General features: G+C 56.2%; 18 protein-coding genes and 1 tRNA gene. 13 read left to right on the top strand and 6 right to left on the bottom strand.

Annotation, left to right across the window (positions count from 1 at the left end):
• Window positions 1-81: 81 nt before the first annotated feature.
• Together MWU51_RS11560 and MWU51_RS11555 are read right to left on the bottom strand one after the other, a co-directional pair.
• Window positions 82-807, bottom strand: coding sequence for an SDR family NAD(P)-dependent oxidoreductase (locus MWU51_RS11560; RefSeq protein ID WP_247037338.1), 726 nt, complete (start codon window positions 805-807; stop codon window positions 82-84).
• Window positions 807-1,577 carry a DUF1365 domain-containing protein gene (locus tag MWU51_RS11555; RefSeq protein WP_247037337.1) on the bottom strand — a complete coding sequence of 257 codons (771 nt, stop codon included), beginning with the start codon at window positions 1,575-1,577 and terminating at the stop codon, window positions 807-809. Before MWU51_RS11555 ends, MWU51_RS11560 begins: the two co-directional genes overlap by 1 nt.
• Before the next feature lie 145 nt (window positions 1,578-1,722).
• Here MWU51_RS11555 and MWU51_RS11550 point away from each other — a divergent pair, with 145 nt between their 5' ends.
• The 6 genes from MWU51_RS11550 to MWU51_RS11525 are packed head-to-tail and all read left to right on the top strand — an operon-like array spanning window position 1,723 to window position 7,211.
• Window positions 1,723-3,054, top strand: coding sequence for an FAD-dependent oxidoreductase (locus MWU51_RS11550; RefSeq protein WP_247037336.1), 1,332 nt, complete (start codon window positions 1,723-1,725; stop codon window positions 3,052-3,054).
• Window positions 3,005-4,168 carry a cyclopropane-fatty-acyl-phospholipid synthase family protein gene (locus MWU51_RS11545; RefSeq protein WP_247037335.1) on the top strand — a complete coding sequence of 388 codons (1,164 nt, stop codon included), beginning with the start codon at window positions 3,005-3,007 and terminating at the stop codon, window positions 4,166-4,168. Before MWU51_RS11550 ends, MWU51_RS11545 begins: the two co-directional genes overlap by 50 nt.
• Window positions 4,155-4,664, top strand: a complete 510-nt coding sequence (locus MWU51_RS11540) for a hypothetical protein (RefSeq protein WP_247037334.1) — start codon at window positions 4,155-4,157, stop codon at window positions 4,662-4,664. Before MWU51_RS11545 ends, MWU51_RS11540 begins: the two co-directional genes overlap by 14 nt.
• Window positions 4,665-5,891 carry an MFS transporter gene (locus tag MWU51_RS11535; RefSeq protein ID WP_247037333.1) on the top strand — a complete coding sequence of 409 codons (1,227 nt, stop codon included), beginning with the start codon at window positions 4,665-4,667 and terminating at the stop codon, window positions 5,889-5,891.
• Window positions 5,888-6,448 carry a DUF3833 domain-containing protein gene (locus MWU51_RS11530; RefSeq protein WP_247037332.1) on the top strand — a complete coding sequence of 187 codons (561 nt, stop codon included), beginning with the start codon at window positions 5,888-5,890 and terminating at the stop codon, window positions 6,446-6,448. The genes MWU51_RS11535 and MWU51_RS11530 overlap by 4 nt, the downstream gene beginning before the upstream one ends.
• Window positions 6,449-6,494: 46 nt before the next feature.
• The gene (locus MWU51_RS11525; protein WP_247037331.1) at window positions 6,495-7,211 is read left to right on the top strand and encodes a hypothetical protein; all 717 of its coding nucleotides are present in this window, start codon (window positions 6,495-6,497) and stop codon (window positions 7,209-7,211) included.
• Between the two features lie 8 nt (window positions 7,212-7,219).
• On the opposite strand, the gene MWU51_RS11520 is transcribed toward MWU51_RS11525, so the two are convergent.
• On the bottom strand, window positions 7,220-7,678 hold the full coding sequence (locus MWU51_RS11520; RefSeq protein ID WP_247037330.1) for an Lrp/AsnC family transcriptional regulator: 459 nt from the start codon (window positions 7,676-7,678) through the stop codon (window positions 7,220-7,222).
• A 128-nt stretch (window positions 7,679-7,806) separates the two neighbouring features.
• Here MWU51_RS11520 and MWU51_RS11515 point away from each other — a divergent pair, with 128 nt between their 5' ends.
• Together MWU51_RS11515 and MWU51_RS11510 are read left to right on the top strand one after the other, a co-directional pair.
• A complete protein-coding gene (locus MWU51_RS11515; protein ID WP_247037329.1) occupies window positions 7,807-11,235 on the top strand; it encodes an indolepyruvate ferredoxin oxidoreductase family protein in 3,429 nt (1,142 codons plus the stop codon).
• A 103-nt stretch (window positions 11,236-11,338) separates the two neighbouring features.
• Complete coding sequence (locus MWU51_RS11510) at window positions 11,339-12,319, top strand: glutathione S-transferase family protein (protein ID WP_247037328.1); 981 nt, start codon at window positions 11,339-11,341, stop codon at window positions 12,317-12,319.
• Here the strand turns inward: MWU51_RS11510 and MWU51_RS11505 are convergent.
• Window positions 12,316-12,774 carry an Lrp/AsnC family transcriptional regulator gene (locus tag MWU51_RS11505; protein ID WP_247037326.1) on the bottom strand — a complete coding sequence of 153 codons (459 nt, stop codon included), beginning with the start codon at window positions 12,772-12,774 and terminating at the stop codon, window positions 12,316-12,318. The two genes, MWU51_RS11510 and MWU51_RS11505, sit on opposite strands and share 4 nt — an antisense overlap.
• A 113-nt stretch (window positions 12,775-12,887) precedes the next feature.
• On the opposite strand from MWU51_RS11505, the gene MWU51_RS11500 reads away from it, so the two are divergent.
• The 5 genes from MWU51_RS11500 to MWU51_RS11480 all read left to right on the top strand — a co-directional run bounded on the left by MWU51_RS11500 (window position 12,888) and on the right by MWU51_RS11480 (window position 20,338).
• Window positions 12,888-14,096 carry a methionine gamma-lyase gene (locus MWU51_RS11500; protein WP_247037324.1) on the top strand — a complete coding sequence of 403 codons (1,209 nt, stop codon included), beginning with the start codon at window positions 12,888-12,890 and terminating at the stop codon, window positions 14,094-14,096.
• Window positions 14,097-14,228: 132 nt separating this feature from the next.
• A complete protein-coding gene (locus tag MWU51_RS11495; RefSeq protein WP_247037323.1) occupies window positions 14,229-16,607 on the top strand; it encodes a 1-deoxy-D-xylulose-5-phosphate synthase N-terminal domain-containing protein in 2,379 nt (792 codons plus the stop codon).
• Between the two features lie 142 nt (window positions 16,608-16,749).
• A complete protein-coding gene (locus MWU51_RS11490; RefSeq protein ID WP_247037322.1) occupies window positions 16,750-17,769 on the top strand; it encodes a glycosyltransferase family 2 protein in 1,020 nt (339 codons plus the stop codon).
• The gene (locus tag MWU51_RS11485) at window positions 17,759-18,487 is read left to right on the top strand and encodes a class I SAM-dependent methyltransferase (RefSeq protein ID WP_247037321.1); all 729 of its coding nucleotides are present in this window, start codon (window positions 17,759-17,761) and stop codon (window positions 18,485-18,487) included. Before MWU51_RS11490 ends, MWU51_RS11485 begins: the two co-directional genes overlap by 11 nt.
• Before the next feature lie 402 nt (window positions 18,488-18,889).
• On the top strand, window positions 18,890-20,338 hold the full coding sequence (locus MWU51_RS11480; protein WP_247037320.1) for a hypothetical protein: 1,449 nt from the start codon (window positions 18,890-18,892) through the stop codon (window positions 20,336-20,338).
• Window positions 20,339-20,353: 15 nt separating this feature from the next.
• Here the strand turns inward: MWU51_RS11480 and MWU51_RS11475 are convergent, their stop codons facing one another.
• Together MWU51_RS11475 and MWU51_RS11470 are read right to left on the bottom strand one after the other, a co-directional pair.
• Window positions 20,354-21,775 (bottom strand): hypothetical protein, encoded by a 1,422-nt coding sequence (locus MWU51_RS11475; protein WP_247037319.1) that lies wholly within the window; start codon window positions 21,773-21,775, stop codon window positions 20,354-20,356.
• Between the two features lie 270 nt (window positions 21,776-22,045).
• Window positions 22,046-22,122, bottom strand: a tRNA-Pro gene (locus tag MWU51_RS11470).
• Window positions 22,123-22,153: the final 31 nt, after the last annotated feature.

The raw sequence follows: 22,153 nt of genomic DNA, 5'->3' as shown, positions 1-22,153 counted from the left end.
CTTACCCAAAGAATGCCGCCCAGTTCGGGCGGCATTGCTTTTGGAAAAGACCGGTTCGTGACTAGTGTGTCCTCAGCGCTCTTATTTTCCGCGATAGACGATGACGTCCGGCAGATAGTCCAGCAGACGAATGCCCCAGGAAAATGGCGCGGGAAATTCGGTGCGAAAACGGGTTCGACGCATCGCCTTCAGCACCTGCTGTGCCGCATACTCGGGCGTCATCAGCATCGGCATCTTGAACGAATTTTTCTGAGTCAGGCGGGTTTTGATGAACCCCGGATTGACGATCCGAACCAACACGCCCGTGTCTTTCAGGTCGAACCGCAGAGTTTCGGCTAGGCTGACCAACGCGGCCTTGCTGGCGCTGTAGCCGATGGATTTGGGCAGTCCGCGATATCCTGCCAAGGATCCGATTAGCGTTATGTCCCCGCTACCTTTTGCGACCATTGCGGGCACCACATGTCCCATCACGTGCATCGCGCCAATGAAATTGACATTGCACATCAACATGGCCGATGCGCCGTCCCATTCAGTGGCAGACATAGGGTCATACGCTCCCGCGATATAGACGACGCCGTCGATGTCACCGACTTGCTTGACCGCGAGTTTTACTTTCTCTGGGTCGGTAACGTCGATGGGAACCACACGGGCGTTGGTAAGATCGCTTGCCAGATCGTTCAGGCGATCTTGGCTGCGCGCTGACAACACCAGCTTCGCGCCCACTTTGTCGAGATCATGCGCCAAAGCGCGGCCAAGACCTTCGCTGGCGCCAATTAACCAATAGGTTTTTCCGTTGAAATCCACCATCACTCTGTGCCTCGGTACGTTTTGCTATCCGACACCAGCGGTTTTGGCGGGGCGGGTTTGCGCAGAAATGGTGCGCGCTTGAGGTATAGGATCAGGGCTTGCCAATAGATCAGCGTCACGACACGCAGTGCGCCAAGGGGGCGACGCACGGCCGCCCAGATCAGCGAGCGATTGGTAGCGGGTCGCCGGTCACCGACCAGCGTGGCCAGAACGCCTTCGTCTTGGTTTTCATATAGTATGCGAATGTCGAACTTTGTGTCCGTCATGCCAAAGTTGAAGCGATACTGCCCGGCGACTTTCTGGAAGGGGGACACGTGCATCAGCTTTTCGGCAATGATCGCATCACGTTTCGCGATGGGCCCGAAATCTTCGTGGGCACAGAAATAGCAGTGACGGTGTCCGAATGTGTTGTTGACCTCGGCAATGAACGCGCGGGGTGTACCGTTTTTCGCTGCAATCCAGAAGCTGACAGGGTTGAAGTGAAAGCCAAGAAAACTGGGCTGGGTGAGCAGGTAAAGGCGCAGTTCGTTGCCTGTCAGGCCTCGTGTCGCAAGTTCTTCACGAAACCAATCCACCCCGCGCCCGTCTCCGCGCGGGCCACCGTGGTGTTTGTCCCAAAGAGACCAAAGGTTGAACCGGTTACGCGATAGCAACGCAGGTGTCTGGCTGTTTGTCAGGTCACACAGCACAAAATCGACGCCATAGGTGAAGGCGTTCTTCAGCTTGCCGCGTCTTGCGTGCAGCGTTTGGGCTTGGACATGTTCGACCATTTGTTTTGTTTACGCGTGAACTTCGGATCTGGATCACGTTTTCCGCTGATGCTGCGCCAGAAAGTACATTTTTTTTTGATCTGACTGATCCAAGCCGCCCTGCGCACCGTAGTCGTTTCAAGTAGTTTGCAAAAAAGAGGCGTCAATGCTTGATCAACAGCTCGGCCCACGTAGGAAGATAGCGATTGTTGGTGGTGGTATTTCTGGCCTGTCCGCCGCTTACTATTTGTCGCCGAACCACGATGTAACAATATACGAAGCCGCGCCCCGTTTGGGCGGACACGCTCGCACTGTCATGGCGGGCAAGAACGGCGATCAGCCAGTTGATACCGGGTTCATCGTCTTCAATTATGTCACCTATCCTTATCTCACGCGCCTGTTTCGCGAATTAGACGTGCCCGTTGTTAAAAGCGAGATGAGCTTCGGGGCGAGTATCGACGATGGTTGGCTTGAGTACGGCCTGAACAACCTCACATCTATCGCGGCCCAGAAGCGCAATTTGCTGCGGCCACAGTATTATAAAATGATCGCGGATATCCTGCGGTTTGGAAAGCACGCTGAGGCCGCCGCGAAAGACGATGATAAGACGATCTCTGAACTCGTGGATGAGCTGGGTCTTGGGAAGTGGTTTCGCAACAATTATCTGATGCCGATGTGCGGTGCGATCTGGTCGACGCCTTTGAACGAAGTCGATCAGTTCCCCGCAAAGTCACTTGTTCATTTCTTTCGCAATCACGCCTTGCTGGCGGGGTTGGGCGAGCACCAATGGTGGACCGTCAAAGGCGGCAGCGTCGAGTATGTAAACCGGTTAGAAGTTGCACTGCGGATGCGGGGTGTCGACATACGCTTGGGTGCTCCGGTCACGCGGGTTGCGCGGATGCCCTACGGCGTCACTGTGCAAACCGCCGGGGCTGAAGATAAAGGCTATGACGACATCATCCTGGCGTGCCACTCGGATCAGGCGCTTGCCATGCTGGGTGATGGAGCGACCGAACTTGAAGCCAGTGCGTTGGGTTGCATCCGCTATCAGCCGAACAAAGCGGTTCTGCATTGTGATGCTGGCCAAATGCCAAAACGCCGTGCGGCGTGGTCAAGCTGGGCCTATCGCTCGCAAAAGGGGGCGATTGGTGTCACCTATTGGATGAACAAGCTGCAGAACATTCCTGAAGATGATCCACTTTTCGTGACGCTGAATCCCTCAACCCCAATAGCGGCGGACAAGATCTATGACGAGGTGGAGTTCGCCCATCCGGTTTTTGACAAAGCAGCCCTGCGTGCGCAGAAAGAACTTCGTGCGATGCAAGGTATGAACCGGACATGGTTTGCCGGCGCGTATCACCGCCATGGGTTTCACGAAGATGGCATTGCCAGCGCAATGCGGATCGTTCGGATGATCAATCAAGACCAGCCAGTGAAAGGATCGGACATTGCGTTTGACGAACAAGGCCCTGAAGTCAGAATTCCTGTCCACTTGTGAGCGGCTGCGTGACGGGCAGTTGACCCTGCGCACGCCCGAGGGTGACACCTTTCACTTCGGATCCGCAGGCCAGGAAGCGGAAATGAAAATCAATGATTGGGCCGCAGTCTCAGCCATGGCCGCGCACGGGCAGGTGGGTCTGGGCGAAACTTATGTGCAAGGCATGTGGGATACACCGTCGATTGAATCGCTGATGTCAGTTGCCATGCGCAACCGTGATTACGTTGGCAGCTATGATCAAGCCAGTATGTTCAATCGAGCAAAGTTTCGTCTGGTTGACACGATGCTGCGCGCCAATTCCCGCCGCGGATCGCGCAAGAACATTCGATCGCATTATGACGTGGGCAACGAGTTTTATCAGCTTTGGCTGGACGAAGGGATGACTTATTCATCCGGTTTGTTTGCCAATGGCAGCGACGATCTAAGCGATGCCCAGTCGCGCAAAAATGCGCGCGCTTTGTCTCGGCTTGGGTCGGGCGAAAGAGTGCTGGAAATCGGCTGCGGATGGGGTGGGTTTGCAGAGCATGCCACCCATCAGGGGCGCGACGTGACCGGTGTCACAATTTCGCGCAACCAGCATAGCTATGCCGAGTGCCGCTTGGACGGCAGGGCTGATATTCAGCTGCGTGATTATCGCGACATCAATGGCAAATATGACAATATCGTCTCGATCGAAATGATCGAGGCCGTCGGCGCACGATATTGGCCCAGTTACTTCTCGGTATTGAAAGACAATCTTGCCGAAGGTGGGCGGATATTGTTGCAGGCAATTACTGTCAAGGACAGCTTCTTTGACACCTATAAAACGTCGTCCGACTATATCCGGCAGTATGTGTTTCCCGGTGGTATGCTGCTGTCGGACAGCGTGATTGAAGACCAAGCACGGCAATCGGGTTTACAGGTGCAGGACAACTTCGCCTTTGGTCAGGACTATGCAAAGACCTGCCGTATCTGGGCCGAACGGTTCACAGCGCAGAAGCGCAAGATCGCTGAAATGGGCTATGGCGATACCTTCCTGCGCAACTGGCAGTATTATCTTGAAATCTGTGCTGCGTCCTTCGCTGTCGGACACACCAATGTCGTTCAGGTGGAGCTGGCCCATGCACGCGCTTAAAGTCTTTGCGATACTTTTCCTGCTGGCCACTGGCGCGAACCCTGTCGTGGCGCAAAGCAGCGTGGTCGCCTCTGCCCTTCCCGGGGCCGAAGTGCGCGGCACGGCCACGCTCCGTTTCCTTGGTTTGCCGCTGTATCAAGCACGGTTGTTTACCGTCAACGGTGCGACGTTGGATTGGAAACAGGACTTCGGGATCGAGCTGACCTATCTGCGAAATCTAACGCAGCATGATCTGGTCGAGGCCACGTTGCGCGAGTTTAAGCGTACCGGGGATGCGCTGCCGCTTAGGGAGCAGTTGAACGCCTGTTTCGACGCTGTCGATAAGGGCGACCGTTATCTGGCTGTCTCGGACGGGAACGACAGGATTGCGTTCTGGCGCAACGGCGCGCGCACCTGCACGCTGTCTCATCCTCAGATCAAACGCCGTTTCATGGGAATATTCGTGGGCGACAACACCCGGTCGAAATCCTTTACCCGCAAATTGACGGGAACCTAAATGGTATATCCGCGTGTCAGCCTGTATGCCCTGATGCTGGCTGCGGCCGGCATTCCGTTATATATCCATTTGCCGCAGTTTGCGTCGGTCAATCTGGGTGTTGGATTGGGTGTGATCGGGGTGATCTTGTTGTTCATCCGGCTGGTTGATCTTGTTCAGGATCCGTTGTTGGGCTGGGCAATCGACCGCTGGCCCAAAGCGCAAAGTCTGTTTGCGATACTCGCCGCCACAGGGCTGGCCATCGGCTTTCCCATCCTTTTCACGCTTGAGCCCGGTGGGGCTGTCTCGATCAGGCTGGCGGGAGTTCTGGTGCTTCTATTTTCAGCCTATAGCTTGGGCATGATCCTGCTTTATGGCCGCAGTGCGACATTGGCCAAGTCGAGCGAAGCGCATGATTTGATGACCCTTGCTGGATACCGCGAAGCGGGTATGTTGGCGGGCGTCATCGTAGCCGCAATTGCTCCCGCTTTATTCACGGGGTTGGGCGCAAGTGGTCAGGGTTATCCCGCCTTTGGGTGGTTCCTAGGCGTGGTGGCTGTGACTGTTGCTTTGGTTAGCTATCCGATCTGGCGACGCACACCTGTCGTGGGAGAAGGGCTGTCTTTGTCCGGGTTGGCTGGTGCAGGGGCGTTGCGCCTTTTGGTGCTGGCACTGGTTAACAGCCTGCCCGTCGCGGTTACCTCCACTCTGTTTCTGTTCTTTGTCGAAGATCGCCTTCAACTGCCGGGAAAAGCAGGCCCGCTTTTGATCTTGTTTTTCCTGTGCGCCGGGCTAAGCGTGCCGATGTGGACCCGGCTCAGCCGTCGGGTGGGAACCAGGATGACACTTGTCATTTCCATGCCGCTTGCGATCCTTGGGTTTATCGGTGCCGCGTTTCTGGACCCCGGAAACCTTATCGGGTTTGCCATTATTTGCGTGGCGTCCGGGGCGGCGCTGGGGGCGGATATGGTAGTCTTGCCCGCCATGTTCTCGGTCGTGTTGACTAGGGCAGGTCTGAACGCGTCCGCCGCGTTTGGCATCTGGTCATTTGCAGGCAAACTGGGCTTGGCGCTGGCAGCATTTGCTGTTTTGCCTCTGCTTGAAAGCCAAGGCTTTCAGCCCGGACAAGTAAACAGCCAAGGCGCCCTGACCACGCTGAACATTGCCTATGCTGTCGTGCCCTGCATCCTGAAGCTCTGCGCCTTTTGCCTTGTGCTGGCGCTTCCAACCGAGGACGGACCCAAATGAAACTCATGACTGCGCTGCTGCTTATTCTGTTGATGGCTGTCTTCGCCAAGACTGTCCTGTTCAGCTTCCGCGCCCAAAGCCCGAAGGACTATACCGGGACCGGCCCAGCATTTTCGATGAAAGAGCACCTGTCCGGAACGTTTTCGTCAGAGGGTCTGATCTTTGGACCGACGGGCAAGATGACCAACAGTTTCGTCGCCCAGATGGTGGGTGAATGGGATGGCGATACCGGCACGTTGACTGAGAGCTTCACCTATTCCAATGGTCGCACCCAGAACCGGAAATGGTTCCTAAAGCTTGGCGACGACAACTCCTTCACTGCCACTGCCGACGATATCGTGGGTGAAGGACGGGGTGTTGTTTCCGGGTCGACTGTAATGATCCGTTACAAAATCGTTCTGCCTCCCGAGGCTGGCGGGCACACGCTCAGCGCCACCGACTGGCTGTATCTGACCGAAGATGGCGTCATCATGAACAAGTCCGAGATGCGTAAATATGGTCTGAAAGTTGCGGAGCTGATTGCCACGATGCGCCCGGTTGAGGGAACGAAACCCTGACTTTTGCGTTGACCCGAGCAAAAGAACTCAGAACAGAAAGAGCGCCATGTCCCGTCCCATCCCCTATTTGGCCATTGCCATTCTGCTTTTGTCGATCCTGTTCGCGGTGTCCCCGTGGTTCAGCAGTAATTTCGCCGGGTATTCGCCTGACCAGTTTCCCAGCACGGAAACCTTCTGGCCGGTGCAGCCTGCCGGTTGGGCATTCGGAATCTGGGGGCTGATTTATCTTTGGCTGATAGCCGGGGCTGCTTGGGGGCTACTAAATGCACCTCAGGATATGGATTGGCAAAGGATGCGCAGCCCACTGGCTGTAAGTCTGTTCTTGGGCTGTTTCTGGATCGCGGCGGCCAATGCCTCGCCGGTCTGGGCGACTGTGATGATCCTTGTCATGGCGGTGACGGCTATTACAGCGATGTTGCGCACAGGTGACCGGAACCCGTGGTGGCAGTTGAGCCCCGTAGCGCTTTATGCCGGGTGGCTGACAGCCGCGTCCGGTGTGGGCACCGGGGTGGTGCTGGGCGGCTACGAGGTTTTGTCCCACCAAACCGCGGCGCTGGTGATGTTGATCGTGGTGCTGGTCGCCTCGATTTCCGTGCAGTCGTTGCGACCAGGCGCATGGTCTTATGCTGCCGCGATCATTTGGGCACTGGCGGGGGTGATCACCGCCAACTGGCCATCACAAAACTGGCCAGTGATCGGAATCGCGGCTCTTGGCATCTTGCTGCTGGGCTGGTGTGCAGTGTCCGGCCTGCGAAGGTCATGACACACTGGTCACACCGGAATGGGTGAGTGTTTTTTAATGTCGCGCAGTACGACATTGGTCTGTGCGCTTTCAACCGCTGTCTGTTTGAACAAAAAACCTTCCAAAAACGCGTTGAACGTCACCAGATCGCGACACAACACCCGCAGATGATAGTCAGCTTGCCCGGTGGTGGCGAAGCATTCTACCACATCGGGTCGACGGTTCACGGCCTGAATGAAATCCTCGACCTTGTCGGGGTCATGGCGGGTCAGCTGTACGTGGACAATGGCCTGAAAACTCAGCCCGGCCTTTGCGGGGTTCAAGTAAGCGCCGTATCTCTCGATGATTTTCGCGTCTTCCAAGGCGCGCACTTTGCGCCAGCAGGCCGAGGTCGACATGCCCACTGCACTGGCAAGCTCAGCGTTCGAGATCGTGCTATCCCGTTGCAACAGATCCAGAATGCGTCGATCCTTTCTGTCGAGCTTCATGGTGAAAATATCCTCGGATAGGCATCTGATCGGTATAGTTTACCAATTAACGCAATACAGCTGGCTCTGAAAGGTACAAACCACCAAGCCATATGAAATATCTTGGTCTTGAATCTGTGGAGCCAGCTATGACACGCCAAGACCCCGACTTTCCAACCTATCAACTGTCCGACCGTTATGCCCGCGAGACCGGCCGCGTCTTTCTGACCGGCACACAAGCATTGGTGCGCATCATGCTGGATCAGGCGCGACGCGACAGGGCGGCGGGATTGAACACGGCGGGTTTCATCTCGGGCTATCGCGGCTCGCCGCTGGGCGGTCTGGACCTTGAGCTGTGGCGTGAAAAGGCACGTGTGGCCGATCACAACATCACCTTCCTGCCCGCTGTGAACGAAGACCTTGGCGCCACCGCCGTTCTGGGTGCACAGCAAGCCAGCCTTGACCCCGATTGCGAAGTCGAGGGGGTCTTTTCGATGTGGTACGGCAAGGGGCCCGGGGTGGACCGGTCGGGCGATGCGCTGAAACACGGCAATGCCTATGGCTCGGCCCCCAAGGGCGGTGTTCTGGTGGTGGCAGGCGACGATCATGGCTGCGTGTCCTCCTCCATGCCGCACCAGTCCGACGTGGCCTTCATGTCGTGGTTCATGCCGACGTTGAATCCCGCTTCCGTGGCCGAGTATCTGGCCTTTGGAGAATACGGGATCGCGCTGTCGCGGTTCAGCGGTACATGGGTCGGGTTCAAGGCCATCTCCGAAACGGTCGAATCCGGTCAATCGGTCGATCTGCTGCCGGATCGTCAGTTCACCTATCCCGAGATCGAGGTGCCGACCGGTGGATTGCATGTTCGGCTGGCTGATCTTCCCAGCCCCGAGATCGAGACACGGATCGGTCACAAGCTCAACGCTGTGCGCGCATTTGTCGAGGCCAACCCGATTGACAAGGCAGTCTATGACATCACGGACGCAACCTTCGGGTTTGTTACCACCGGCAAGGGGCATCTGGACCTGATGGAAGCACTTCGATTGTTGGGCGTAGACGAGGCCAAATGCAGGGCGTTGGGCATCGACATTTACAAGATCGGTATGGTTTGGCCTCTGGACCGAACTGATGCCTTGGGCTTTGTAAGCGGGAAGACCGAAGTTTTGGTGGTCGAAGAAAAGCGCGGCATCATCGAAAGTCAGTTCAAAGAGTATTTCTATGACTGGCCGGGCACCAAACCCAATCGGATGGTTGGAAAATACGATAGTCAGGGAGAACCATTGATCCCGTGGACAGGCGAACTGAGCCCCCTAATGCTGGCCCCGATCGTAGCTGCACGCCTGGACAAGGTGTTTCCCGGCGAAGACTTCACCGCGCGGGCCAAGGCGCTAACGGCGCAGCCCCCCTGCATCCTGAAAACCGAAGGTGCGACGCGCACGCCCTATTTCTGTTCGGGCTGTCCGCACAACACCTCGACAAAGGTGCCCGACGGCAGTGTTGCCGCATCCGGCATTGGCTGTCACGTGATGGCCAGTTGGATGGACCGCAACACCACGGGTTATGCGCAGATGGGGGGCGAGGGCGTGCCGTGGATCGCCCGGTCGCTCTATAACGGGAGTAAGCATATCTTCCAGAACCTGGGCGAAGGTACCTGGTATCACTCCGGCTCGCTGGCGATCCGACAGGCCATCGCGGCGGGCACCAACATCACCTACAAGATCCTTTACAATGACGCGGTGGCGATGACCGGCGGGCAACCCGTGGATGGTCCGATCAGCGTGGCAGGCATCGTGCAGACCTGCCGTGCCGAGGGCGTCCGGCGGATCGCACTGGTGTCCGACGATATCAGCAAATTCACCCGCGCCGAGTTTCCGGGCGGCGTGACCTTCCATGACCGGTCCGAGATGGACCAGGTGCAGCGAGAATTGCGCGAGGTGCCGGGTGTTTCCGTTCTGGTTTATGAACAGACCTGCGCCACGGAAAAACGTCGCCGTCGCAAACGTGGCACGATGGAGGATCCGAAAACGGTGCCTTACATCAACCCGCTGGTCTGTGAAGGCTGCGGCGATTGTTCGGTCGAAAGCAATTGCCTGAGTGTCGAGCCGCTGGAAACCCAGTTCGGGCGCAAGCGCAAGATCAACCAATCCTCCTGCAACAAGGATATGTCCTGCCTGAACGGCTTTTGCCCCAGTTTCGTGACCATCGAAGGGGCGACGCGGCGCAAGCGTGATACATCCAAGCTGGACGTGGCTGCTATGCTCGCGGATGTCGCACGCCCCGATTTGCCAAATGTCGCCGAGCCATTCGACCTGTTGGTCACCGGAGTTGGTGGGACCGGTGTCGTGACCGTTGGCGCCCTGATCACTATGGCCGCACATTTGGAGGGCAAAGGCTCCAGCGTTCTGGATTTCACCGGATTTGCACAGAAGTTTGGCACGGTGCTGAGCTATATCCGGCTGGGCGTATCGCCAGATCAGGTGCATCAAGTGCGGATTGATACGGGATCGGCTGATGCGGTTATTGGCTGCGATATGGTCGTATCGTCATCGCCAAAGGCGTCGGTACACTACAAGCCGGGCAGCAAGGTTGTGTTGAACCGAGCCGAGATGCCGACTGGCGATCTGGTCCTAACTCGCGACGCCAGCCTGCGGATAGATGTTCGCGAGCAGGCGATACGTACGGCAGTTGGGTCGGGCAACGTGTCTGGCTTTGACGCCAACCGTGCCGCAGAAACTCTGCTGGGCGATGCTGTCTATGCCAACGTTATCATGCTGGGCTATGCGTGGCAGATGGGGCTGGTGCCTGTGTCTGAAGCTGCGCTGAAACAGGCGATCCAGCTGAACGGCGTGAAGATTGCCGAGAACGCCCGCGCCTTCGATCTGGGTCGGGTTTTGGCCGCCGCGCCCGACCGCGTGTCGCTGACCGACCCGAAACCCGACACGCCCGCGACACCTGCCGACCTGATCGAGAAACGCGCAGATTTTCTGACCCAGTATCAGGACGTCACCTATGCGGACCGTTATCGGGACACGCTGACCAGGTTCGCGACGGGTTTACCTGAAAGTCTGCGCGATGAAGTCTTAACCGTCGCGGCGAAAAGCCTGTTCAAGCTCATGTCCTATAAGGATGAATACGAGGTGGCACGACTGCATACCCAAACGGGTTTCGACGCGCAGTTGAAGCAAGAATTTGAACCCGGCTTCACCGTCAAATACCATTTCGCTCCACCGCTTCTGCCCTTGGGCAAGGACGCGCGGGGCCGGCCGTTGAAACGCGCGTTCGGCGCATGGATGACTCCGGTATTGACCCGCTTGGCGCGGTTCAAAGGCCTGCGCGGTACCATGTTTGACCCGTTTGGCTTTACCGCCGAGCGCCAAGAAGAGGTGGCGTTGGTCGACTGGTATGAAAACGGTCTTGTGCAACTCACCGGTAAGATCACCGAGGATAATATCGACGACGCGATGGCATTTCTGTCCGTACCGCTGGACATGCGCGGCTATGGTCCTGTCAAGCGTGATGCGGTTGCCAAGGGCAAACCCATGGCTGATGCTGCGCTTGGGCGTGTGATGTCAGTCTGATCTGCATGACGCCGAGTTGACAGTTTCGTGGATTTACCAAACCCGCCCTTGCTGTCCGGTTCAGAACACATACCATGTGTCTGATACCACAAAGGAGCATGGCATGGGATTGCTGCAAGACGGAAAATGGGTCGACCAATGGTACGATACGAAATCCAGCGGTGGGCGGTTCAAACGAAAGGACGCGCAGTTCCGCAACTGGATCACCACTGATGGATCGGCTGGCCCCAGCGGCGAGGCCGGCTTCAAAGCTGAGCCGGATCGCTATCACCTTTATGTCTCGCTTGCTTGCCCCTGGGCGCATCGCACGCTGATCTTCCGCGCCTTGAAAGGGTTGGAGGAAATGATCCCGATCTCGGTCGTGCATTGGCTCATGGCCGAGGACGGCTGGACCTTTCACCCCGTTGAAGGTGGCGTGCCAGACACGGTGAACGGGGTCGAGTTCATGCACCAGATCTATACCACTGCTGCGCACGATTATACCGGCCGGGTAACGGTGCCCGTTCTTTGGGATAAGAAAAATAAGACCATCGTGTCCAACGAAAGCTCCGAAATCATTCGGATGTTCAATTCGGCTTTTAATGATGTCGGGGCGAAGGACGGAGATTTCTACCCTTCCACCCTGCGTGATGAAATCGACGCGCTAAACGATCGCATTTATAGCACCGTCAATAACGGGGTGTACAAAGCTGGCTTTGCAACCTCGCAAGAAGCGTATGAAGAAGCGGTGGAGCCTTTGTTTGAAACTCTGGATGTTCTGGACCAACGGCTGGCCTCGCGGCGATATTTGACTGGGTCAACCATAACCGAAGCCGATTGGCGCCTGTTCACAACACTTGTGCGGTTCGATCCTGTTTATGTCGGACATTTCAAATGCAACCTGTGCCGGATTGTCGACTACCCGAACCTGTGGGGATATCTGCGTGATCTGTATCAGCAACCCGGCGTCGCAGAGACCGTGAATATGGATCATATCAAAAACCACTATTACGGTAGTCACAAGACGATTAACCCCAGTGGCGTGGTGCCGAAAGGACCGAATATCGACTTTGAAGCCCCACATGATCGCGCGACGCTTGGTTAATCCAGCAATGGAAAAACGGCGGTTTTCTTGACCGTCCCATAGACAAAGCTGGTGTCGATCGAGGCGATGCCGCCAATCGGATGTATGCGGTTGCGGATAAAATCCTCATACGCATCCAGATCGGATACCACGACGCGAAGCTGGTAATCTGTCGCGCCGGTCAGGACGTGACATTCCAGCACTTCGTCAATGGACAAGACGCGCCTTTCGAACCGTTTTACGTCGTCTTCGTTGTGACGCTCTAACCGGATGCGCACAAAGACCGTGATTGGCAAGCCATATGTCGCGGCGTCGGCGTCGACTGCAAACCCGCGAATAGCCCCCGAAGCTTCGAGGTTCCGCAACCGCCGCAGGCAAGGCGACGGAGACAGGCTTACAGCCTCGGCCAAATCCTGATTGGTCATACGCCCATTCTGCTGCAGGGCGCGAATAATTTGACGATCTTTGCGGTCCATTAGGGCCTCATTGGCAGTATATGCTAATTTAGACATGAATAGTGGCATATTACGCAATCTTCTAAAAGCCCGGATGCGGCATGATGTAGGCAAGATTCGCAAAGGAGTTTGCCATGACATCGTCCCCCACATCCGGTTTCGCTACCCGCGCCATCCATCACGCCTATGATCCTCAGGACAACGAAGGCGCGCTGACGCCACCCCTTCATCTGACCTCGACATTCGCGTTCGAAACCGCCGAAGCCGGGGGCGAGATGTTCGCGGGCGATCGACCGGGCCATATCTATTCGCGCATTTCAAACCCGACCTGCGATTTGCTTGAACAACGTATCGCGACGCTGGAAGGCGCTGAAGCCGGTTTGGCCTTGTCATCGGGCATGGGGGCGATTACAGCGGTTCTGTGGACGCTTCTGTCGCCTGGTGACGAAGTGATCGTGGACAAAACACTTTACGGTTGCACCTTTGCTTTCATGCAGCATGGGTTGGCGAAATGGGGCGTTACGATCACCCATGTGGATATGACCGACCCTGAAAACCTGCGCGGTGTGATCAGCAATAAAACCCGTGTGGTCTACTTCGAAACCCCTGCAAACCCAAACATGCGTCTGGTTGATATTGCCGCAGTGTCGGACATTGCCCATTCGGCGGGGGCTACGGTTGTGGTCGACAACACCTATGCCACACCATACCTGACGCGCCCAATCGAACATGGTGCAGATATAGTGCTGCATTCTGCCACCAAGTATCTGGGCGGCCATGGTGATGTTGTCGCTGGTCTGGTGGTTGGCAAGCTGGAGCAGATCACCGAAATCCGCCTTGTCGGTATGAAGGATATGACCGGCGCTGTAATGGCGCCATTCAATGCGATGCTGATCTTGCGCGGACTGAAGACGTTGGCCCTGAGAATGGACCGGCATTGTGCATCGGCGCGGATTGTAGCGCATTGGCTTGAAGCTCATCCTGCGGTCAAAACCGTTCACTTTCCGGGGCTCGATAGCTTCCCTCAGCACGCCGTTGCGGAAGGTCAGATGGACCAACCGGGTGCCATGATAGCCTTCGAAGTTGAAGGCGGCGTTGCCGGCGGAATTGCCATGATGAATCGGCTGTCGTTGATTCAGCGGGCAGTGTCACTGGGTGATGCCGAGACACTGATTCAACACCCGGCGTCGATGACCCATTCGACCTATACGCCGGAAGAACGCGCTGAGCATGGTATTTCAGATGGGTTGATCCGTCTGTCCGTTGGGCTGGAAGAGGTCGAGGACATCCTGTCCGATCTGGAAGCAGCCCTCACCCCGGCGATGCAGCACGCCGCTGAGTAAACCAGGCCAATGCCAGCAGCCATCGCCTGTGAAGCGTCTTGAAGAACCGGTAAGCAGGTCAGGGGCGACACAAAGTTTGCACATCCGTGGTATTTGCGGGTGTCGCACCTTGTTTGATCGAAGGATTTGACCATGCCCACTGATGTGACCCAGCTGAAAATTATTGAACAACGTCTGCTCTGGTTGTCGCACTGGATGATTCACCACGCCAATCACATCAGGCCCAAGGTGGACGGGATCAAGATCGGTGGGCATCAGGCGTCGTCGGCGTCAATGGTGTCGATCATGACGGCGCTGTATTTCACGACGCTGAAACCCGAAGACCGGGTCGCGGTGAAGCCCCATGCCAGCCCGATCTTTCACGCCATGCAATACCTGATGGGCAACCAAACCCGCGAGAAGATGGAGAACTTCCGCGGCTACGGCGGGGTGCAAAGCTATCCGTCGCGCACCAAGGACATCGACGATGTGGATTTCTCGACCGGATCCGTCGGGCTGGGCGTTGCGATCACGTCTTTTGCGTCCATGGTGCAGGATTACATTGCAGCGAAATCCTGGGGCAAGGATGCGCCCATGGGTCGGATGGTGGCCCTTGTCGGCGACGCGGAACTGGACGAGGGCAACATCTATGAATGCTTGCAAGAGGGCTGGAAAAACGATCTGCGCAATACGTGGTGGATCATTGATTACAACCGCCAGTCGCTGGATGGGATCGTGCGCGAAGGGCTGTTTGAACGGGTTGAAAAGATTTTCGACGCCTTCGGTTGGGACGTGGTCCGCATCAAGCATGGCGCGTTGCAACGCGTGGCGTTTGCAGAGCCGGGCGGCGAGGCGCTGCGCGACTGGATCGACGCCTGCCCCAACGCTGAATACTCGGCGCTGACCTTCATGGGCGGTGCGGTGTGGCGCAAGCGGCTGATGGATGATCTGGGCGATCAGGGGGACGTCACCGCATTAATTGACCGGCGTTCGGACGATGATTTGGCCGAGTTGATGGAGAACCTTGGCGGCAACTGCGTTCAGACAATGGCCGACACCTTCACCGCCATCGACCACGATCGCCCGACCTGTTTTTTGGCCTATACGATCAAGGGCTGGGGCACGCCGATTGCGGGCCACAAGGACAACCACGGCGGGCTGATGAACAAGACTCAGTTTGCCAAATGGCAGACCCATATGGGCGTCGCCGAGGGCGAGGAGTGGGAGCAGTTTGCCACCGTGGACGACCCCGATGCACTGGCGACGTTCCTGCAAGATGTGCCGTTCTTCGCCAAGGGCACCCGGCGGTTCAGCGACGCCAAGTTGGACGTGCCGACAATAGAAATCGCCACGGATCGCGAAATCTCGACCCAGATGGCGTTTGGTAAAATCCTTGACGACCTGTCCAAGGGTGACAGCAATCTGGCGGCGCGGATCGTGACGACCTCGCCCGATGTGACGGGAACGACGAACCTTGGCCCATGGGTCAACCGGCGCAAGCTGTTTGCGCGCACCGCGCAGGCGGACGCATTCATTGAGCACCGCATTCCATCAACCGCGAAGTGGGAATTTACCCCCGAAGGCCAGCATATCGAGCTTGGCATCGCTGAAATGAACCTGATGCTGCTTCTGGGCGCGGCTGGGCTGAGCCACAGCTTGTTCGGCAAACGGCTGATCCCCATCGGCACGGTCTATGACCCGTTCGTGAGCCGCGGCCTCGATGCGCTGAACTATGCCTGCTATCAGGATGCGCGGTTTATACTGGTGGGCACGCCGTCCGGTGTGACGCTGGCACCCGAAGGCGGCGCGCACCAATCGGTCGGCACACCGTTGATCGGCATGTCTCAGGATGGGCTGGCGGCGTTCGAACCTGCTTTCGCGGACGAATTGGCTGTGATCATGGAATGGGCTTTTGACTATCTGCAACGCGACGGCGAAGGCGACCCTGACGAACGCACATGGCTGCGCGATGAGACCGGCGGCAGCGTCTATCTGCGCCTGACGACCAACCCGATCGAGCAGCCCGGAAAACGCCATGACGAAGCGTTCCGGCAAGGTGCCATTGACGGAGCCTATTGGCTGCGCCAACCGGGACCCAATTGTGAGATCGTGATCGCCTATCAAGGATCGGTCGCATCCGAGGCCATCATGGCAGGAGGTATGATCGGTGAGGGTCGGCGGGACGTTGGTGTATTGGCTGTGACATCGGCGGACAGGCTTAACGCCGGATGGACCGCCGCACAACGCGCGCGCGCGCGTGGCAATGACGGTGCTTTGTCGCATATCGAGCACCTGATGCAAGATCTGCCGTCCTATTGCAAGCTGATCACCGTCATTGACGGTCACCCCGCGACCTTGGCGTGGATGGGCAGTGTTGTCGGTCATCAGACCCTTCCTCTGGGGGTCGAGCATTTTGGTCAGACGGGCGCCATCGGCGACCTTTATCGCCACCACGGCATCGATGCCGATGCGATTGTCGAGAAAGTGCAGGGGTTGACCACCGGCAAGCCCGTGCGCGTACCACATGCGTAGCGTCAGCGCCGCGCTTGTGAGCGAATGCACACTAAATCATTGGCGCGACTTGCCACGCGACTCTGGCTTATCATAATCTGCCTCAAATAGTTTAGGCCCACCGCCCGCGCGGTTTTGGGCACTTATTTGAGGCGTTTTATGTATGGCAGGATCAAGCCGCGATACGCTGCTGGATGACAGCAGCCCGAAGGAACGGGACCGGCCCTTGATCTCGTTGATCATTCCTGTCTTCAACGAAGAAAAAAGCATTCGTGTCTTTCTGGAACGCACCGCCGATGTGTTGGACCCGCTGCGCGATAGGTTCGATGTTGAATATCTATTCGTAAATGACGGCAGCCGAGACGCGACTGAGCGTACGGTCCTGTCCTGTCGCGCGAACTGGCCAGAAATCTCATTGGTCAGTCTGTCGCGTAATTTTGGTAAAGAAGCCGCCTTGTCGGCAGGGTTAAACCACGCAAGTGGTGATGCTGCCATCCCGATCGACGTAGACTTACAAGACCCACCCGAAGTAATCCCGAAAATGGTCGAGCGTTGGCAAGAAGGCGCCAAGGTTGTGAATGCCCGTCGGGCACGGCGTGATGCAGATACTTGGACCAAGCGCACCAGCGCTGGTTTGTTCTATCGCCTGTTCAACACGCTGGCCGATTACCCCATTCCAAGCGGTGTGGGTGATTTTCGCCTTCTTGATCGTGAAGTGGTGGATGCCATCTGTGCGATGGGCGAACGGTCGCGCTTTAACAAGGCGATCTTTAGTTGGGTCGGGTTTGAAACGACCGAGGTCGAGTATGATCGACCCGCCCGCGTCGAGGGCGACAGCCAGTGGTCATATTGGAAGTTATGGAAACTGGCGTTGGATGGGATTTTCGCCTCTTCCACCACGCCACTGAGAATATGGACCTATGTTGGGCTGTCGATGGCTATCGCGTCCTTGCTCTACTCCGCCTTCCTGTTTTTTCGGACCATTTTGCTTGGCGTCGACACACCCGGTTATGCCTCAACTGCCATTCTGATTTTGACATTTGGCGGTATGAATATGTTCGCGCTGGGCATCATCGGGGAATATGTCGGTCGCATCTATACCGAGGTACGACAGCGCCCACTTTATATCGTGCGCTCATATGTTCCGCAAAACAACGCCGAAGGGACACAACATGGATCGTGACGTCTATGAGCGTATGAATGAGTTGGAGGCGCATCATTGGTGGTTTGTCGCACGTCGCGACATGATCGAGACACTGATCCAACGACGCGCCAACCTTCCGGTAGAAGCACGCATTTTGGAAGCCGGCTGCGGCAGTGGCGGCAATTTGGCATTGCTGCAAAGATTTGGATCGGTTGACGGGTTCGAATTTGATGAGACTGCGCGCGCAGATGCAATCAAGAAATCTAACTTGGATGTTGTTTTTGGCGCTTTGCCAGATGATGTGCCGTTTGACGGTCAGGCATATGATTTGATTGGGCTTTTTGATGTGCTTGAGCATGTCGAGCCTGATGTTGCATCACTGCGTGCGCTTTCGGAACGATTGCGACCGGGTGGCAAACTGCTGGTCACGGTGCCTGCTTTTCCGTTCCTCTGGTCGAACCATGATGAAGCCCACCATCATTATCGCCGATACACTCGTGCCAGCCTTGCCGCGGTCGCGGCTCAGGCAGGCCTGAAAGTAACCTATAGCAGCTATTTCAACACGCTGCTGTTTCCGCTTGCGATCACAGCACGCGCGATCAAGAAACTCACCGGTAGTGATGCGCCTGATGACAGCATGCCGCCAAAGTGGCTGAACGGGATGATGCGGCGGATCTTTGGGGCAGAAAAGTTTGTGCTGGGGCGCATACCGCTGCCAATTGGACTGTCGCTTGGCGCCGTTCTTGAAAAGGCCTGACCTTTGTTAGCTCAGTTGTTTCGATTCATTGGTGTCGGCGGTGTGGCGACAATCACACATGTCTTCGTGGCCACCACAGCACACAGGCTGTTCTCCGCGCCGGAACTGTGGGCGAATTTCAGTGGCTTCTGTGTATCGGTCGTAATCTCATATCTGGGCCATTCAAGCTTCACATTTGTGGCCGCGCCAGATCACAAACAGCATTTGCCCAAGTTTGTCTTCGTATCTTTGACCGGGCTGGCGACCAGCAGTTTTATCGTGTGGCTGATCGCCACGTTCACTACAGGCAGCTTCTATCTGGCGATGATGTTGGTTGCGGTGATCGTACCTTTGGCAACCTTTCTTGCGCTACGGTTTTGGGTGTTTTCGCATCGCGGCACACCGTTCTTGCCAACATGGCCGATGGTTTTGATCGTCATTTGCGGCATGGCATTGTTCATCATGGTCTATTGGAACTGGCCGATCAATCATGACACCGCTTGGTATCTGGTGGCGACACGCAAGATGCTTGATGGGGCACAGCTTTATATTGACCTGATCGAGGTCAATCCCCCCCTGAATTTCTATCTGACCATCCCGGCAATTCTGATCGCAGACGGCCTAAGAATAAGTGACACCAATGGGCAATACTTCTTTGTAGCGCTACTGTACGGCGTCAGCTTGTTATGGTCGGGCGCAATCTTTCGGAGGGCTTCTGATCTCAGCCCACTGCGCCGAACCTTGTTCTTCGCGTTTATGGCAGTGGTTTATGTTCTGGGTGCAGCAAGCGATATTGCACAGCGGGAACATCTTCTGGTGTTGTTTTTGTCCCCGTGGTTGATGTGGTATCTCGTTCGTCCGGTGCAAGGACCTTCTTTGGCCAGCAGCGCGTTCGCTGCAATCGGTATTTGCATCAAACCATTTTTTCTGCTGTTTCCGATCGTGTTTCTGATCCGGGACATGTGGCGCTGTCGCTCCTTAGCGCCCATACTTTATCCCCGTTATCTGCTGATGCTCACGATTGGCGTGATCTATGTCGGGCTGGTTATTGCATGGCATCCTGAATACCTGACGGACATCGTGCCGATGGCAGGAAAGGTCTATGCGGCATACAAAAACCCCCTTTGGGTCGTCCTGCGCATCTCGTTCATTTCGATCCTGCTGGGTTTGATAATAATGGTGCCGCTTGTTCGTTGGAAAGGGCAGAATACCGGCGATACAACCTTCACCTTGGCTGCTGGTTCGGCGCTGCTCGGGTTTCTCGTCCAAAGCACCGGCTTTGGCTATCAACTGGTGCCTTTCATCATTTATTCGTTGTTGGCGGGTGCATGGTGGTTGGTCAATGCGCGGTCCCGCCCGCTGAGTGTCGCTCTGACCTCATTAGCCTGCGCGCTGTCGATAACTGTACTTTATGAGCGCGGAAAATATGTCAGCGCATTAACCGATGAAGTGATCTTTGCTGCCCAGAAATTCGGGCCGATTGACAGTATAGTGTCTGATTCAATGCAGTTAGATTCTGGTGCGCCCGTCGCTCTGCGCCTTGGGATCGATTGGACCAGCCGTTATCCTGCGAATTGGCTGTATCCCGGTGCGTTAAGGAGTTTAGTGGAAACCGATTGCGCAAAAGAAGCCGAGCTTTGTGCCGAACTTCGTGACATCGTAGAGCGTAATCGAACGGACAACCTGAACGATATCCTCGACCACAAACCTGATCTTATCGTGTCAGACCGAGCTGTTATCAGCTTAGCCGCAGATTCGGCCACTTGGATGACGTTTATGAGAGCCGATCCGCGATTTGTTGAAGAAATGAAAAACTACACGCTGGTATATCAGACTGAACGGATGGACTATTATTTGCGTAACGAAGAATAGTGACTCACGAAACCGCTACTCCAGCACGACAACCTGACCGGTCGTCAGACCCTTCTCCATACCACCATCACGTATCCAGATCTTGTCGCCTCCAATGCGCGTCACTCGAAGGCCGTCAAAACGAGTACCCTTGGTGGCTTTAATAATGCGGCCATCGCTCATCTCTAAAAGTGCCCAAGCAGCGGCATCTGTGGTGTAAATGCCGATGATCGACAATCGATTGCGGCCGTCATCAGACCTGATTGATGTGGGGGCGGGTGCGGATGCTGGCGTGACTACAGCGACCGTTGGTTCGGCTGACGGTTGCGTCGGTTCGGCGATCCGTTCCGGGGCAGGAGGCAGGGCCGGGTCAGGGCGCAATCTTTCTTGCGGCCGAGGAGAGGTGATGGGTGCGGATCGCTGAAGAACATCGATACCGGCACCGGGTAAGGGGAGCGGCGTAGCTGCCAAAACTTTCGCCAGATGATGAACAAGATCATCATAGCTTTCACGTGATGAGGCTTCTGGTGGGCTAAGGTTCAGATCGTCAGAACGTGCGGCCAACAGAATTGCTGGTGTGGCAATTGGCAAGGGTTTGCTATGCCGAGGTTCGCTGTAGACAATCGCTGCCGGCGCAGGGGCAGGGATGACGACAAGGTCTGGCGTGCTGAGCGATTGCGACACGGCGAGCACCTCAACATGGTCAACCCGTTGGGGCCGGATGTCCAGCTCGGCCATTGCGAATACCGTCTCGGCCAATGGCTGAGGTGTGGTATTGGCCAAAGCAAATACTTCGGTGGGCGGCGCAGGCACGATAGGCATGTCAATCGGGCGGGCCAAAGCAGCAATCTGCATATCCATTTGATACTCTACGTCTTCCATAGCTTGAATCATTTGGGAAGCCATTGGTGCCAGTGGTTTTGCGATCTCGCCGATTTCAGGGTTAGGTGGAGTGTCAGTGACTGGCGCCCCCATGGAGTAGACCGAAACAGGTGCATCACCTTCGTTTTTGTCACTCGCCTCGGTCGAAGTTACCTGTGCAATGCGTTTGGGGAGCAAGTTGGATATATCATTATCTGACCGCAAAGATGTTCCAAAGCTGTGCGGGTCAAGCAGGGCCGAGGGCGGGTGTGCCGAAACATTGGCCGCAAGAGATGAAATGACCAGATGGGTGTCGCCACCGGTGTCTGGTGTATTGGGCTTGCGTAGTGTTGCGATTGTATTCGGCAGGTGTGAACTGGGTTGTTTCTCTTTTGAAGCGGATGCCGGATTGGGCTGGTCTGCGGCCTCTAAGACGTCCGGAGACAAATCAACCGAAGCAATCTCGTGCTGATATGTCAGCGGGTCTGGCCAGATCATCTTAGATGCATAAATTGCCAAAGACACGAACAGCCCGCCCATAATGACCAGGACCGATACAATCGACAATGCCAGCCGATGTGATCTTGACCCTTTCATAAATCCAACCTGTTCACTAAAAAACTCCGCGCTCACCAGTCAAGCGCTTGGCTGGCCACCCTGTCAACGTTGGTCGGTTACTGTCTGGTATAAAAGCGTCTTGTTCGCACGGACTGTTGCGTGAAAGCAAACAAAGACGTGTTGCTCTTAACAACGAAACCCTGAGAAATATGTTTATTTCAACATATAGTAAGTTGACCCAATACCAGATCAGACACGAGCCACGACAGGGTGGTTTCGATCAGTTGTATGCCACATCGGTTAAGAAAATGGTCGGGCTGAGAGGATTCGAACCTCCGACCCCCTGCTCCCGAAGCAGGTGCGCTACCAGGCTGCGCTACAGCCCGACCGTGACGCGCGGGATATCCTCAACCGGGC

The sequence above is a fragment of the Aliiroseovarius sp. F47248L genome (assembly GCF_023016085.1).
Lineage (GTDB): Bacteria > Pseudomonadota > Alphaproteobacteria > Rhodobacterales > Rhodobacteraceae > Aliiroseovarius.
The sequence above is the reverse complement of the archived record's forward strand: the minus strand, read 5'-3'. Positions and strand labels throughout refer to the sequence as shown.

What these genes read in the sequence shown, in the direction of transcription:
- MWU51_RS11560 (WP_247037338.1), bottom strand. Translation starts at nt 807, where the DNA reads ATGGTGGATTTCAACGGAAAAACCTATTGGTTAATTGGCGCCAGCGAA.
- MWU51_RS11555 (WP_247037337.1), bottom strand. Translation starts at nt 1,577, where the DNA reads ATGGTCGAACATGTCCAAGCCCAAACGCTGCACGCAAGACGCGGCAAG.
- MWU51_RS11550 (WP_247037336.1), top strand. Translation starts at nt 1,723, where the DNA reads ATGCTTGATCAACAGCTCGGCCCACGTAGGAAGATAGCGATTGTTGGT.
- MWU51_RS11540 (WP_247037334.1), top strand. Translation starts at nt 4,155, where the DNA reads ATGCACGCGCTTAAAGTCTTTGCGATACTTTTCCTGCTGGCCACTGGC.
- MWU51_RS11535 (WP_247037333.1), top strand. Translation starts at nt 4,665, where the DNA reads ATGGTATATCCGCGTGTCAGCCTGTATGCCCTGATGCTGGCTGCGGCC.
- MWU51_RS11530 (WP_247037332.1), top strand. Translation starts at nt 5,888, where the DNA reads ATGAAACTCATGACTGCGCTGCTGCTTATTCTGTTGATGGCTGTCTTC.
- MWU51_RS11525 (WP_247037331.1), top strand. Translation starts at nt 6,495, where the DNA reads ATGTCCCGTCCCATCCCCTATTTGGCCATTGCCATTCTGCTTTTGTCG.
- MWU51_RS11520 (WP_247037330.1), bottom strand. Translation starts at nt 7,678, where the DNA reads ATGAAGCTCGACAGAAAGGATCGACGCATTCTGGATCTGTTGCAACGG.
- MWU51_RS11515 (WP_247037329.1), top strand. Translation starts at nt 7,807, where the DNA reads ATGACACGCCAAGACCCCGACTTTCCAACCTATCAACTGTCCGACCGT.
- MWU51_RS11510 (WP_247037328.1), top strand. Translation starts at nt 11,339, where the DNA reads ATGGGATTGCTGCAAGACGGAAAATGGGTCGACCAATGGTACGATACG.
- MWU51_RS11505 (WP_247037326.1), bottom strand. Translation starts at nt 12,774, where the DNA reads ATGGACCGCAAAGATCGTCAAATTATTCGCGCCCTGCAGCAGAATGGG.
- MWU51_RS11500 (WP_247037324.1), top strand. Translation starts at nt 12,888, where the DNA reads ATGACATCGTCCCCCACATCCGGTTTCGCTACCCGCGCCATCCATCAC.
- MWU51_RS11495 (WP_247037323.1), top strand. Translation starts at nt 14,229, where the DNA reads ATGCCCACTGATGTGACCCAGCTGAAAATTATTGAACAACGTCTGCTC.
- MWU51_RS11490 (WP_247037322.1), top strand. Translation starts at nt 16,750, where the DNA reads ATGGCAGGATCAAGCCGCGATACGCTGCTGGATGACAGCAGCCCGAAG.
- MWU51_RS11485 (WP_247037321.1), top strand. Translation starts at nt 17,759, where the DNA reads ATGGATCGTGACGTCTATGAGCGTATGAATGAGTTGGAGGCGCATCAT.
- MWU51_RS11480 (WP_247037320.1), top strand. Translation starts at nt 18,890, where the DNA reads ATGGTTTTGATCGTCATTTGCGGCATGGCATTGTTCATCATGGTCTAT.
- MWU51_RS11475 (WP_247037319.1), bottom strand. Translation starts at nt 21,775, where the DNA reads ATGAAAGGGTCAAGATCACATCGGCTGGCATTGTCGATTGTATCGGTC.